Raw genomic sequence first — 13,836 nt, forward strand, 5'->3', positions numbered from 1 at the left:
ACTCAGTAGCCAACCAGAATCATGACGAAAACAAAGACAATGGCGGCTGCTCCCATCCACTTCAGCAGCAATTTGCCGTCGGAAGCGTTGTCACGATTCTCGGAAACAGCTGGCCCTGAGGTGTCGTCGTCCTGAGAGGCAAAACTCAGAAGCGCAAGACTCCTGATGGTTTGCGACACGGTTTGGTCCAGCGACATCCGAACACCGTTATACCAGGGTTCCGGATATTCAATCAGCGCTGGCGGCACAACAATCGAGCCCAGCGCGTCCCAAAGAGTCATAACACCATCGACAACGACTAATTCCCGTTGCGGCAGCTCCGTGGCAACCTGCTCTTCATCCAACTCAACGTCTTGCTGGGGCCTACAGACATAGCTGCCATCCTGCATCCCGAGAACCAACACCGGCACCAGATTCTCACCGCAACGGAAACCAGCCAGGAAGGGAAACCGTTCGTCCTCCGGATCACTGAAAAAGCGTGAATCCGAGTTGTCGGGCTGAGCTGAAAGCAGGTCCTGCAGATGCCCACCCAAGAAAAACAAACCGTCTTCCAACCTGCGAGAAAGCACGCACAGCCTCCAGCTAATGTGCCGCAGGAACAACCCACGCAGGGCGTCTGGAAGTGGATGAAGCCCCGGCGCCTGCGGCAGCCGATACGGCATGCGTTCAACCTCTTCAACCCTCAGTGTTTCTTCATACAGTTTGAGCGACGTTATACCGGCACCAAAGCGGCTTTGCTGCATGTACTGAACCGCAAATCGAATGGCTCCGACAGGTTCTTTCTCATATTCGTTACCATCGTCATCAACGGCGATTGGAGTAATCGTCGTGGGTGCCACTTCGAGTTTCAGGCCCGAACTCTGGTTGAACAACCGCTCCTCCAGCAACTCGTAAAACTGCTGTGCCGTGGCCAGGAGTGCCGGAGGCATTGTCTCAACGGCGGATAACCGGGGCTGATGACTGGCGTTCTGATCCCGCGTCAACGGCACGTGCCGGCCAAGCACCGGCGTTGCCCAACGATCAAATATCCGGCGCTCACCGTCTGACAGAGATGAGCGTGGCACTGCTGACTCCGGCAAATCCGGCAGCATGGGATTACCCTGCCAATCAACGGTGTCATCGTAAATCAGTCGCAAAGTATCGGTGTCGGCGTCTTCACCTTCGTCGTTCCAGTGCTGCAGGCAGCCCGGAGCCAGTTCCTCAGCGCCATCACCCTCAAGGGGCAAAGTCGTTATCTTGTAATAGCGATCGCCGCCCTCTTCACTTGTGGCCAGCGCCATATGCCCCAGTGCTGCCAGGGGCCCACCTTCAAGAACGGTGCCTTGTTGGTGCCACGTCACGATGCCCCCATCTGAATGGGCCAAACGAGCGATTTCCCAAAGGGGCAAGGTTTTGACGAAGGGTTTGACTGATGGGTTATGCTCAGCAACCGCCGAGACCAGATCCTCAGCCTCCTGCTGGTCCAATGTAACGATAGCAGCCTGATCCGGCCCGTATTGGACAAAGGCCACACGCTCGATACCCGAATGGTCGAGCCTGTAAATAAATCTGTGTAACTGCCCACCCCATTACAGGTGGCCGTCCAGACGGTCACCGAATTCGATAATAAAGCGATTCAATGCCGGCTTCCAATCACGGATCGGCATGGTCCATTTCTTTGAGGCCTGCTGGATCGCCAGGAAGGCCACTTTCAGGGCCGAGTCATCACTTGGGAACAGCTTCCGGCGCTTGGTCGCTTTGCGGATCACGCTGTTCAGCGACTCAATGGCATTGGTGGTGTAGATCACTTTCCGGATCGCCGGTGGGTACTCGAAGATGGTGATCAGGTTATCCCAGTGGCTTTGCCAGGAACGAGAGATCTGTGGGTATTGGCTGTCCCAGCGCTCTCCAAAGGCCTCCAGTGCCTGCCGGGCTTCATGTTCCGTGGCGGACTGATAGATCTGCTTCAGATCGGCCGTCACGGCCTTGTAGTCCTTCCAGGACACGTAGCGCAGCGAGTTGCGAACCATGTGCACGATGCACAGTTGCACCTTGGTTTGGGGGTACTCAGCGGCAATGGCATCCGGGAACCCTTTGAGGCCATCCACACAGGCGATCAGGATGTCCTCCAAACCGCGGTTCTTCAGTTCCGTCAGTACCGATAGCCAGAACTTCGCACCCTCGGTCTCGGCCAGCCAGAGGCCCAGCAACTCTTTCTGGCCCTCCATGTTGATACCCAGGGCCAGGTATAGGGACTTGTTGATTACCCTCTTGTCCTGGCGAATTTTCAGAACGATGCAGTCCAGATAGACGATGGGGTAGATCGGATCAACAGGGCGATTCTGCCACTCGTGCACCTGATCGATCACACGCTCCGTCACCTTGGACACCAGAGTTGCCGAGATGTCGGCGTCGTACATTTCCTTGAAGGCGTCTACGATATCTCGGGTGCTCAGGCCCTTGGCGTAAAGCGCCAGGATCTGGTCATCCATCTGAGTTAGGCGGGACTGGCCTTTACGGACGAACTGAGGCTCGAAGGAACCGTCCCGGTCCCGAGGAGCCTGTATCGGTACTTCGCCGTGTTGGCCCTTCAGGCGCTTGGCAGAATAGCCGTTACGGCTGTTGCCGGTGCCACGGCCTTCAAGAGCGTGCTTCTCGTATCCAAGATGCTCATCCAGTTCGGCGTTGAGTGCGGTCTCGACGGTGAGCTTGACCAGCTGCTGTGTGAGGGCTCCGAGATCTTTTTCAGACTTGATGTCTTTGGCCAGCTCGGCGGCCATGGCTTTAAGTTTTTCTTGGTCCAATTGCGTACCCACGATGGTATCCTTTTGAAAAGATTACTCAGTCGTGGGCAGTTACACAATTTGGTTTACAGCCTCGAATGGTCCGTCGCAAAAAGTGTAAAAAAGGATTGCTCTGCCCAGCGAGTCAACAATTCCTTGGTATTGTTCTGGTCCAGCGCTTTCTTCAGCGAAGCAGACGGTGACGATTCTACAACTGCGCCCATAGCTACGATCCCTGTTGGAACTGATTTTCTTGAAACGAGCCTTGCTCAGCTTTGCTGCTCGGCTTCTGATAACTCCGCCAACGAAACAAAGACAAGATCAAGGTGCCCGCCCGGGACAATCTGCCAGGTCATCACCCCCTCTTCAGCCGGCACGCCCGGTTCATTAACCAGCACGAAATGCTCGTCGACGTATGTTTGAACTTCCTGAATCACGGAAGGTGTGATCTGAGAACCGGCTACCAAGAGCATGACGCCAATGGAAAAAATGGGCCCGGGATTCAGAAGAATCATTTCCCAAAGGGTTGGGCCATTCCAGCCAACACGGATAGAGCTCGGCCCACCAATCAGGATCAGGCCACCGATTACGGCAATCGCGATACCGAGCACAGTTAGAACATTACTGATGTTCTGCCTGGACTCGAGTTTCTGAGCAAGCGGGAAATTTTCAATACGGTGAGGTAATTCGTCGGCGGTAAGCCGGCGCTTTGAGGAAGATTCCATTCCTAACATTCCCTGTATTCGTGTCCATTTGAGCGGCGCATGGTAAGCAGCTCCACTTCAGGATTCAACCGGTGCGATGCACCGAGCGAGCGCAACTATGGTTAGCCCCAGTTTCTTCAGATAATCATGCTGCCGAAATCTTGCGTTCAATTTCCTGCAAGCGGCGGCGCATGGCGTCATCCACCTCTTCCGGTTTGATCCTGGAAATGATGTTCCGAAGTACCCGGATTTCGTTCTCATCAATCACACCATCGCGCTCGGCGATACGAACGATTGATCCTAGTTCTTCGGCATCCAACTTACCGTCATCGGCAAAGCACTGGATTGACATGAATGACATTTCGAGATGATCGCGACTTCCTGACATGGTGTTCTCCTTGTGGTGACACTTCTTGAAATTTAACTCTATTAGGGCCGCACCTCTCAAAGCCCCAAACTGTGAATAACGGGATGGCTGTGGCGATTCCAATCACATCAACTGATTGAGTAATCGACTGCCCTGAAAACGCCGGAGGTAATGCATCAAGGGGAGGTTCAGCAAACTAAGAGGGGCCGTCATCAAAAAGCCCGGCAGTATAAAAAACAACGACAGCTTGCTGGTACCTTTATCAGGAGCATTACGACTCCTCAACCCGAACATCACCAGGCCAAGAAGCAGCAGAAAAACACCCAACCCCAGAACACCGACCATCAACATAGTTTGGGGAGCCGCTCTTTCCGCCATGATGAAGCCAAACACAGCGAGGAACCCTGCCGTACAAACCAGGCCAGTTGCGATTTCTTCGTCTTGTTGAAGTTCGAGCTTGTCTGAGAGGACCGACAATGTCGTCGTTAAAGTGTCAGAGTCAAAATGTTGGGGTGCGACAGTGGCTTCTTTAATGCTCAAAACCATGAAAGGCTTCTTGCGTTCATCGTTTTTGAGCTGTATTGCAGCAACATCACCCCCGCGCCAGTCGACGGGTTTGCCGCGCTGATTAATAGGCGTAATGGTCGAGTGGGGAAGCGCCCGCTGAAGATCCTCTGCGAGGCTTTGGAGATCGTTGACAGAAATACTCTGAAATCTGATTTCAGGGGAAAGTAACATCGGATTATCCTTTTTCCAGTAACGCACTGCGTCCGGCAGTGATTTCAAACGTGACAACTATACACGGCTCTCTGAAACTGATCCATTCACATCAACACGTCAATTCACGAAAATACAAAGGCCGGCGCACAACAAGCGTCTTAAACACGGATTGACGGGACAAACCCGCGGCAGCCATGACCAGCGTTAACCCGATGCCCAGAACAATCCAGCCTACCGCAGAACTCAGTCCCAACATCGCACCAGCAACACCCGCTTTAGCAGCACCCATCAACGATATGCTCGCCCAACCACTCACTCATCAGGGCGCCAGCCGTGGCGCCGTCCATAGCTTCGGCAGACCGTGTGCGTTTAGGCCCATGTCCGTATGATTCTCATTGCTCAAGATGATCCTCAGGCCCGGAAACGGCCCCTCCCTCGCTTTTGTGGCGGCTTCATTTCTCGCCCCGCCTGCCATTCAGACACTGGCCCCATCTGGGCGAACTTCAGGCCACGCTCGTAAGCACCGGCAAGCTGTTGATTCAGGCTCTGCAGTGCCGCAGATGGTTTGGCCCATTGTTCCTTGGGCAAAGGCGCGGACCAGGCTTTCAGTTCCTCTGGCAGGCTCTTGAGGGCCAGGGTCTTGATCCGGCGTTCGGTGATGATATGAGCCAGGTATCGCTGGAAGAACCAGTCGCCCACTTTCTTGCCTAGCCAGGGTAACAAGGACATTTCTTTGCGGGCCTGGCGGCATTTGGCTTTGTAATGGGCCAGGGTTTCATCCTCTTTCGGATCCGGGCAGGCCTCGGGGCCGTTTTCCATAAACTGGCGAATACACTCCCACTGGGCCAGACCGGCTGTTTCATGGCCGACATTGATGCTTGCAGCAGCCAGGGCCGATTCAGGGTCGTCCGGTTTCGGAATCGCCATGGTGAGAACCGTGTGGGTAGCCATCAGCCCGGGACCGATGTCCTGGCGGGTTTCGATGTAGGCGACCAGTTTCTCCCACGGGTAGATTTCGTAGACGAGTCTTGGGTCGTGTTTTTTCTTCAGGCGGAGGGCGAAGAAGAGGTAAGTGCCGACCACCAGAACCTCAATTACCAGAGCTGTCAACAAGTAGTTCCGTACACGTTGAACGTATTCCACCGGATTGTTTTCCAAACCAATAGGCGTATACAGAACTGCGGCTATTGTAAAAGCGATCACTATATAGGCTATTCCAGCTGCATTGTCTGTCCAAAACGGGAGCTTGAATTCCTTTCCTTCAGTCCAACGCGGGATGGCTACTTGCCGGCGTTGTAGGTTAAATCGCACCGGTGGAGTTTCTTTCACGGCTTTGTTACCCAGGAAATGCATGTACAAGCCCCAGGGTAAAGAAATCAGGAGGTTTCCAACCAGCATTATAAGTGGCGACTCCCAATCCCAACGGCCCAGCGAGTCGGGGCCTAGCGCAAACATCAGACCAAAACCCAAGAAACCAATGGATAACACGCTCAAGCTCAAGAACATCAACGCAAATTCGGCACCAAACAGCAGGTTTCCACCCTGCAAATCCAGCCAGCCATCGGTCTTTCGCCTAATCCAAGCATTGACGTCCACCGCCCGCGCCCCTGTCATCACCGGCTCAGGACTCAGAACTAGTAACCGACCGTCCTTGGTTGTGCGACGTCTACCTGCTTCCCAGTTTGACTCAGATGACGATTCAGTGGATGACGGGATTTTGTAGGATTCAGGCATAGTCAAGACTTCTTGGGTTCGCTTATCAGGGCGTGATAGTTAGTGATCAAGGCATTCAAACGATGGTCGGGATCATCCAGTGATTTTACCGGCTTCCACTCTTTGATCTCGTTGGCGCCAACCCTCGGAAGGTTGCCCTGTTCATGAAAAATAAGCTTGTAGTGATATGCCCTCTCCGATTCCGGCAACCTAACGCCAGTACAACTACCATGACCAATTTTTGATACCCAACTGACCTGCTTGGAAAATCGAGAAGGCTGTCCGAGTGCCTATAAACCATTCTTTGATATAGGCGACACCATACTCCATATCTTCCGAGGAATCGGACACCCCGGCCACCCTCCGGGCGGGTGGGCTGGCAAGTCGTGCACAGTTAGTGCGGTACAGCTTCTTATCCAACTGGTGTTCCAGGTCCGTTTCCGGAAAATTACACTTCAAAGGCAAGTCTTTCATCGACACTCAGCTCCTTCACATCGTTTCCGTACCGTGAATAGAAGCCCGAGACCATAGAGGATCGATTTATCCTTTGGGTATACCTTGGTCCTGATCCTCGGAATGTCCGTAAAAGAGGGCATTTTTTTATCCAGCATCCTACTGTCCGGCGAATCTTCCTTGATCACATCGGCTCCTTATTCTCCACTTTTTCATGAGGCGTACCGCAACTTCTCTGCCATCACATTGCGGCGCTGGGCGGTGTCAATGATGGTGACTTCGGTGAACATCCGGTCCACATGCTTCTTGAAGGTTTCATCGTCCATGTCCCGCCAGTACCGCGGTGGCCGGCCTGTCTTCTGGTCATGCTCTGCCGTTGTCGGATCCAGCGGGCGGTATCGCTCCAGCAGGGGAAGCTCCGGCAGGGGCTTGGTGATATCCATGTAATTCTGGATAAAATCCCAGTAGGCATAGCACATGGTGGCGCTGCCATGGGCGCCAAGGATATCGCCAACGGTGACGTCCAGTTTGCTGTACCGGTGAGACAACACCAGATCAAACAGAGTGCCGAAACGATCTACCCGGGCGCAGCACCAGGCATCAAATTCGTAGAAGGGTTTTTCGATCACAACCGGAGGCTTTCGGGGCACGAACGGGAGTTTTCGGGAATATTGCCAGACCTTGATCATGCCGGTGCGGCGGTTGAACTCCCATTCGGGGCCTCGGCCGTTTTGGTGAAGCCATTTGGGGAAAATACGGAAGACTATATCTATGCTAAGCATGAGAACCCAGCCTCCAAAAAACAGGACAAGCTGGGGTAAACTCAAACTCTGAAAATATTCGAAATAGCCCCTATTCGAGGGTGTAAACAAGGGAGACATTAGCACCAAGACTATCGCGTACATCGGAGAGACTATGTAAGCCCAAAGCTTTCCGAAAACATATATCCCGTCTAGAAGACGCGTCTGCAAAGCCAGTGGCGCGTGCCGGAAACACTCATGGCTATTTTCTACATACAGCCCGAGCTTATCCGCCAGATCCTCCTTTCTCTCCAGCTTACGCAACTTCTTCGGTGGGTTTGACGACATAAATGTCGGCGGCACCACCTCACGGGCATTACCCCATGGCAGTCGCAGACTGGCGGACCGATCCAGTCCTGTCCGGTTCAATTCCTCTACCTGATTCTTCTGAGGAGGAATAACATCAGAACGGTAAGCACATTGCCCGTAATATCCACCGGTACAGGCTGTGCTGGAAGAATTATTCAACATTTTCCTGAACCCTTTGACTGTACCAGAACGGCTGATTGTTGCGACCGAACTCAGGTTTGCTATGGGAATCATCGTCCTTATTAAATGACAAAGAATCCTCCGGAGGCGGGGCCGGGAAAACCATCAACAAACCACCAGGAGATTTCCTCGCCTGAATCTGCACTTTAGCCTGCCAACGATAGGTCTTTGTTTCCCAGACATCGCCCTCCCAGAACCAGCTATCGAGCTGCCGTCGCTCATTGGCGGGTGCATTAAGGTAGATGTGCGCTCCAGTTTCAGACTGCTCTGTCAACAGTCGATACTGTTCTACATCATCTCCAGCTATCTTATTTACCCGGACCTGGCCTCTTCCTCTGGTAACCGCAACCGTTTCAAAAAGTTGGAGCTTGACGATGACTTTGGAAAACATCCCAGAACTGAACAACCCAGGAATAGCACTTTCGATTACCAAGCGCTCACCGGAATTTGACAATGCAAGCGACCTTCCATCAGGCTCACCTTCTTCTAACGACAGGGCCTCACGGGTAGCTAGACGTAAAGGGTTGTACTCTAGGCGAACTGAGACGCCCATCAAAAGGCTGATCAATCGATAGTATGCTTCATCCGGCTCTTTTAGAAAGGGCTTCTCATTCAATGGTCCGAAAGGACCGTGTCTCATCCAGACATCCAGAGGCTCATCACTAAAGGTCAATACAGTGGCCAGACCAGCCACCGCAAGTACCACACCGGCAACCAGCCAGCCTTTTGGTCCAAGCACCAGCAACAAGCCAGACTTGCCAACCAGACTGGCGAAGCCGAACGCAACACCGCTTCCGGCCAGAAGACCATAGCCAATCGCTGCCCCCGTGTTGCCCATACGGTATTCGTAGTAGGCATTAAATCCAGCATCCAATGCCATCAAAAACCCGGCCGCTGCACCCAAGCCACTTCTTATCGTTAATGATGTCCCAAAAAGGCGAGAGAATATTTGCCCAGCCTTTCCCGACAACTCTAAGGAAAGAACCTTGGATGGCCCCATTACCCATCGTTCACTGATCGCCGCGCCGGCCGCTATCAAATCGACCCCAGCGCTTAGCATCCGGATATCTGAGCTAAGAGCGCCTCTGACTCGAGCTTCCTGTGCACGAACGACCCAAACACTCGAAGTATTATGAAGCTCCATCAAGCCAACAAACACTGGAAAAACCGGCTTGTTCAACACTCGGTACAGTCGGCTGGATCTTTTACTGCTGATCTCGGCCTGATCAACCCGGTTAGCAGCATCATTCGCTGCTTCAAGTTCACTTACATATTGCTCTCTTCCATTAACCCGCGCGCTATCTCGTTCAAACGCTTTCAGTTCTCTCTCCGCGGTGTCCAACTCCTGCTTCGCAGCATCTAATTTTCGCGCAGCTATCGCGGCAGCAGCTGCAGGGGTGTTCGGTGCGTTATCCAGTGCCCCTTCCAGAGCTTCCAACGCATGCACTGCCTCTCGAAACCGGGATTCTGCAGCAGAGATCTCCTCCAACGCTCTGGCAATTGCTTCGGTTTTCGGGATAACCAACACATAAACATCATCCGCAACGTCTGAAGCAATACCGGCTGCGCTGCTCCGCTTCTTATTGGTGGACGCCTGAACTTCCTGATCAGCCCCCTGCTGAACAAAGTCCCCGAACAACGCGATATCCCGCTGATTAGTGAACTGCCTTAGCCGGCTCTTGCTGATTTCGATAACCAAATAATCCCTCTGCAACGCCTTGGAGAAACGTTTAAGTTCCATCTTCCCGAGCAAACCCGGTAGTGAGCGGCGCAACTGTTCGATTGATCCGGAGTAGAGCTTCATCCGGCCAAGAATCGCGGTTTTTGCAATTGCTTGCTGTTGTAGCATTAACCCTTGGTAACGGGTTTCCATCTGGCTCAGCCGGTTCCGAATATCCGCAAGCTCAGCTTCCTTACCTCTGAGGTTATCTAACCTTCGCTCAACGGCCCAACGCCGGTTTTCAAGTTCGGTCTTTTGCGTCCGAAGGGTTTCAAGTTCTTCGCGAATATCTGCAAGTTCACTATTTCGGGCCTGAATCGCATGACTTGCGTGATGGATGGCAGCCCACATATTGCCGTGAACGCTCATCAGTACCTGGCTACCAAGTCGCATGCCAGTCGTTAAAACTGTTTCGTAGGCACCTGCAGCAGCCTCAACGGCAAGCTCAAGCCCGTCCATGGTTTTGAGATCGTCAATGTCTGGCAGATCCATCTCAGCCATTGCGGCCAGATCTGTTTCCCGGAATCTGCCATTCCCGTGATTGGGATTAGGCTCGGCGGGAGACTCGTAGGGCTTTTCCAAGTCTTCCGATTGAACGTGAGGGAACAGCAGGGAATGCAGCACTTGGCTATGGCGGCCCTCACACAAGCCTTCAAGCCATTGTTTCCCCTGCCCATCCACAGCCCCTTCAACTTCTACGTCGAGAGCATCGCACTCCGCAGGCTCTGTCACCAGATTCATGACCAGAGACGTCACAAAGTTGAATGCACCTGCATAGTCGTAACTGGAATGGGTGAACAGGTCTGTCAGCACATGATGAGTGCGCTCATCAGATAGCCGCTCTAACAATTCCGTGTGAACGCGATCCAGATATCGCCTGGCCAATGCTCGCTCAGACACGGACAGCGAACGCTCCAGCTCCACTCTGCCATCTCTGTTTACCTCAGACATGTGCTTATGGAGCGGATTTGGCTCATAGCCGATCAACTCAGGCTCAAGAACTGAGTGGACCAATAATGCAGAATCGAAATAGGGCCTGAACTGGGCCCGGCGCACTGCCGCATTCATAAACCAGGCGGCAACCTGACGACGACGCTGGTTATACCGCAACTGGTACACCGGATCATCGAGCCGGATGATACCGATACCGCGAGTCTTGGCTTGCTCTGTGCAGTCTGCCACACAAGATTCCGAGCCATCCCAGGAGAATGGCTCCGGCTCGTCCGGCCGGCACTCCTGCAACCGTTCTGCCTCTGCGAGGTTCAGTTCTTGGAGTGTGTTGTGCAAACAATTGGATAACGCCGTCATCTCGGGGCGTTCGTCTTCCGCAACCGGGTCCTCAGGGTCGGGATCTTCTTGCCGCTGGTGCATCGACACTGCAGCCCGCATCGCTGTGTCGTGGTAAATCCCGTCGAGGTCCAGCAAGTACTTTTCCGGCCGATCGAACTGCCACTCCAGAGCGGGCTTTCTTGGCCGCTGAGGCTCTAAATATTGGGCGAGAAACGCTGTGGTGTTTCCGTTTGACACGCGAAGGTTGGTAACGTCCTCTTTGCGGTCAGTATCAAACTGCATTCTGATGAGATTACAGCGATTTGAACGGTCACCATCTGACCGTTCAAGGTGATTTACGCGCTCACCCGGCCACTGTGATTCGCTGTACGCCGCTTGCAGATTCAGCCAGCCTCCACCGATCCTGGCTGGCAGCCAGATTTCTTCCAGTCCGGCTCCAGTCACGTCGCGATAGCCAGCCCTCAGTTTGCCATCGTCCGCGCGGTGGTCAGACAAAGCGACATCGCAGTATCGAGTAACGCCACTTTCATCAATCTGGATCTCCAGTTCCCGCCAAAGCTTTCCTTCATGAAACAGGTAAAGGAATCCAGCTCTAGCAAGTACATGGTGAACCGGGTTGCTTCCATGCAACTCAACACCAGAGATCAGCGTGGCGGGAACAATGGGCAAAATAACATGACGTTGCCGCTCCATCTCCCGATCAACACTAGCCGCTCCTTCGAGGAACGGTACTCGAATCGGGCTGCCCTCGGCTTCGATCTCGATCCAGATATTGCGACTGGGTTGCCCTCGCCAGGGCCAAACGTGAAGAACCGAATCTTCCAGTGGTTCAACCTGAACCTGATTTTCCAACCATTCCTGCTGCTCGTAGTTGGTGTCATCAAAGATTCTGAAACTCTGCCCCTCCGGATGATCCCTACCCATCACCTCAATAATCAGTAATTCGCCCTCACAGGCGGGGCCACAGCTTCCGGCAACCTGGTTCGAGTTGTTCTCAGACATCCCTGTCATTCCTTGCTTTATCTAGCGGTGAATTCATTCTCAGGCAATAACGGTGTTCAATGCCTGCCATTGGCTTTCGTTCAGTGTGGGCACAGGTAACATGTTAAACGGGCTTGGTTTTTCGGTGGTTAGCCAGCGGGCCTCACCGGAATCACCATGCCAGTAGATAACGCGCTCCACCACATCCGCTTGGTCCTGGACCACGGGAGATAGCCGATGCCAAACATTCGGGTCGTAGAAGCGCAAAAGGCCCTGTCGTTGCCCATCGAAGCGTACTTTCAGACGCGTTCTTAACCATTTCGTAACGGACTCGAGTCCTTCTGACGACTCCAGAATCAGGCCCGTTAATCGTCCCTCTTTCAGTCCTTTCAGCGCCCACTGGTATTCAGGGCTACTCTGGTTTGCTTCCAGGACAACGGGGCTTTCAGCCAGGTATTGCTGCCAGTCTGTTTCAGCAAACAGGTGCACCCACTTCGGGTTGTCTGCCTGCTCATACAAAGACCGCACAACCGGTGGATTCTGGCGGGCTTCCAACACCAGGTAACGCACTTTGTCAGATGAAGGCTTTGGTAATGCCATGGACCGTCCCCCTCCGATTATGCCGACTGGCTCTTGCCACAGGGGCAATTCCCGAGCGGACATGAGCCATCAGGTTGTTGCTGGCATTGCTCAACAATGGCCGTTCCTTGCATGCGTGCCTGCTTGAGGCGATGGGCAACGATGGCTTTTGGCTCGGCATCCATACGTTGATCGACTTCCGCCAACGCCACCGGCGCCACAACCCCGCCCGCGGCGGTCACCAACCCAGGCTTCTCCGGCACCTGCACCTTCTGTCCACTGCCCTTTCCACCAGCGCCACCGGCGTTCATCTTGATGCTCGCGCCACCCAAGGCCACGCCGCTGGGGTCGATCTTGACGAAGCTGCCGCCGGCTTTGAGGGTGATTTCAGCGCCGGCTTCGATCACCACTTTCTGGCCGGCTTTGATATGCAGTTCGGTACCGGAGTCACTGAGCCAGGCGGTGCCCGCTTTCAGGTGCAGGGTGCCGGTGACGTTGAAGCTGTGGTCTTTGCCGGTTTGTTCGCGCTTTTCGCCGTCCACGGTATGGTGGCTGTTGCCTTTGGTGTGGCTGAAGCGATTGTTTTCCACCGTCAGGTGGCTGTCATTCTTGATAACTTCGGTGCGGTTGTTTTCCGTGAGCAGGTCCAGGTCTTTCTGGGCGTGGACGTAGATCTGTTCCTGGTCCGCTTCGTCTTCAAAGCGCAGTTCGTTGCTGCCTTCGCCCTTGTGGGTTTTGGTTTTTAATGTGGTCCGGGTTTTGTGTTCCGGCAGCGCGTAGGGCGGCGTGTTGGTGGCGTGGTAAGTCCTGCCGGTAATAATGGGCTGGTCCGGGTCACCGTCCAGGAAGGACACAATCACTTCGTTGCCGATTCTGGGCAGGGCCATAAAACCATACTGGCCGCCGGCCCAGCCCTGGGCGACGCGTAGCCAGGCGCTTGAGTGTTCGTCGTTCTTTGAATAGCGGTCCCAGGGGAAACGGACTTTCACCCGGCCGTACTGGTCACAGTGGATCTCTTCACCCTCGGGGCCGGTGACGATGGCCATCTGGGGGCCGTCCATCATGGGTTTATGTTCACACAGGGGCCGCCAGGTTTTATCGGCCGGGATGGCGGTGAAGTCGTTGTGGTAACTGGTGGGTTCGCTGCCACCCTCTTCTTCCAGGGCCTGGGGCTGTTTGCCGGTGTGGGTGATGGCGGTCAGCAGCCATTCCCGGTTCAGGCTCTGGCTGTCGTGGTCCTGCAGTTCCACTTTGGCGC

10 protein-coding genes are annotated in these 13,836 nt (G+C 54.0%); all 10 read right to left on the reverse strand.

The genetic code is table 11. From position 1 onward, the window contains the following. Positions 1–2 precede the first annotated feature (2 nt). On the reverse strand, positions 3–1,511 hold the full coding sequence (locus ABIE59_RS14365; RefSeq protein WP_354447943.1) for a hypothetical protein: 1,509 nt from the start codon (positions 1,509–1,511) through the stop codon (positions 3–5). A gap of 57 nt (positions 1,512–1,568) precedes the next feature. After that, on the reverse strand, positions 1,569–2,783 hold the full coding sequence (locus tag ABIE59_RS14370) for an IS256 family transposase (RefSeq protein WP_354447961.1): 1,215 nt from the start codon (positions 2,781–2,783) through the stop codon (positions 1,569–1,571). Between the two features lie 248 nt (positions 2,784–3,031). Next, positions 3,032–3,496, reverse strand: coding sequence for a hypothetical protein (locus ABIE59_RS14375; RefSeq protein ID WP_354447945.1), 465 nt, complete (start codon positions 3,494–3,496; stop codon positions 3,032–3,034). Between the two features lie 115 nt (positions 3,497–3,611). Continuing rightward, positions 3,612–3,854: a hypothetical protein gene (locus ABIE59_RS14380; protein WP_058090729.1), complete on the reverse strand. Its 243-nt coding sequence runs from the start codon at positions 3,852–3,854 to the stop codon at positions 3,612–3,614. Between the two features lie 102 nt (positions 3,855–3,956). Continuing rightward, complete coding sequence (locus tag ABIE59_RS14385) at positions 3,957–4,628, reverse strand: hypothetical protein (protein WP_354447947.1); 672 nt, start codon at positions 4,626–4,628, stop codon at positions 3,957–3,959. A gap of 336 nt (positions 4,629–4,964) precedes the next feature. Further along, on the reverse strand, positions 4,965–5,663 hold the full coding sequence (locus tag ABIE59_RS14390; protein ID WP_354447949.1) for a hypothetical protein: 699 nt from the start codon (positions 5,661–5,663) through the stop codon (positions 4,965–4,967). A 1,268-nt stretch (positions 5,664–6,931) separates the two neighbouring features. Further along, positions 6,932–7,501: a hypothetical protein gene (locus tag ABIE59_RS14395; protein WP_354447950.1), complete on the reverse strand. Its 570-nt coding sequence runs from the start codon at positions 7,499–7,501 to the stop codon at positions 6,932–6,934. 478 nt (positions 7,502–7,979) lie between these two features. Beyond that, positions 7,980–12,020, reverse strand: coding sequence for a hypothetical protein (locus ABIE59_RS14400; protein WP_354447951.1), 4,041 nt, complete (start codon positions 12,018–12,020; stop codon positions 7,980–7,982). 39 nt (positions 12,021–12,059) lie between these two features. Next, on the reverse strand, positions 12,060–12,599 hold the full coding sequence (locus tag ABIE59_RS14405; protein ID WP_354447952.1) for a DUF4123 domain-containing protein: 540 nt from the start codon (positions 12,597–12,599) through the stop codon (positions 12,060–12,062). Between the two features lie 17 nt (positions 12,600–12,616). Then, positions 12,617–13,836 (reverse strand): type VI secretion system Vgr family protein (locus tag ABIE59_RS14410; RefSeq protein WP_354447953.1); only part of this gene is annotated, 1,220 nt, incomplete at its 5' end.

The organism is Marinobacter sp. MBR-99 (assembly GCF_040547575.1).
GTDB lineage: Bacteria > Pseudomonadota > Gammaproteobacteria > Pseudomonadales > Oleiphilaceae > Marinobacter.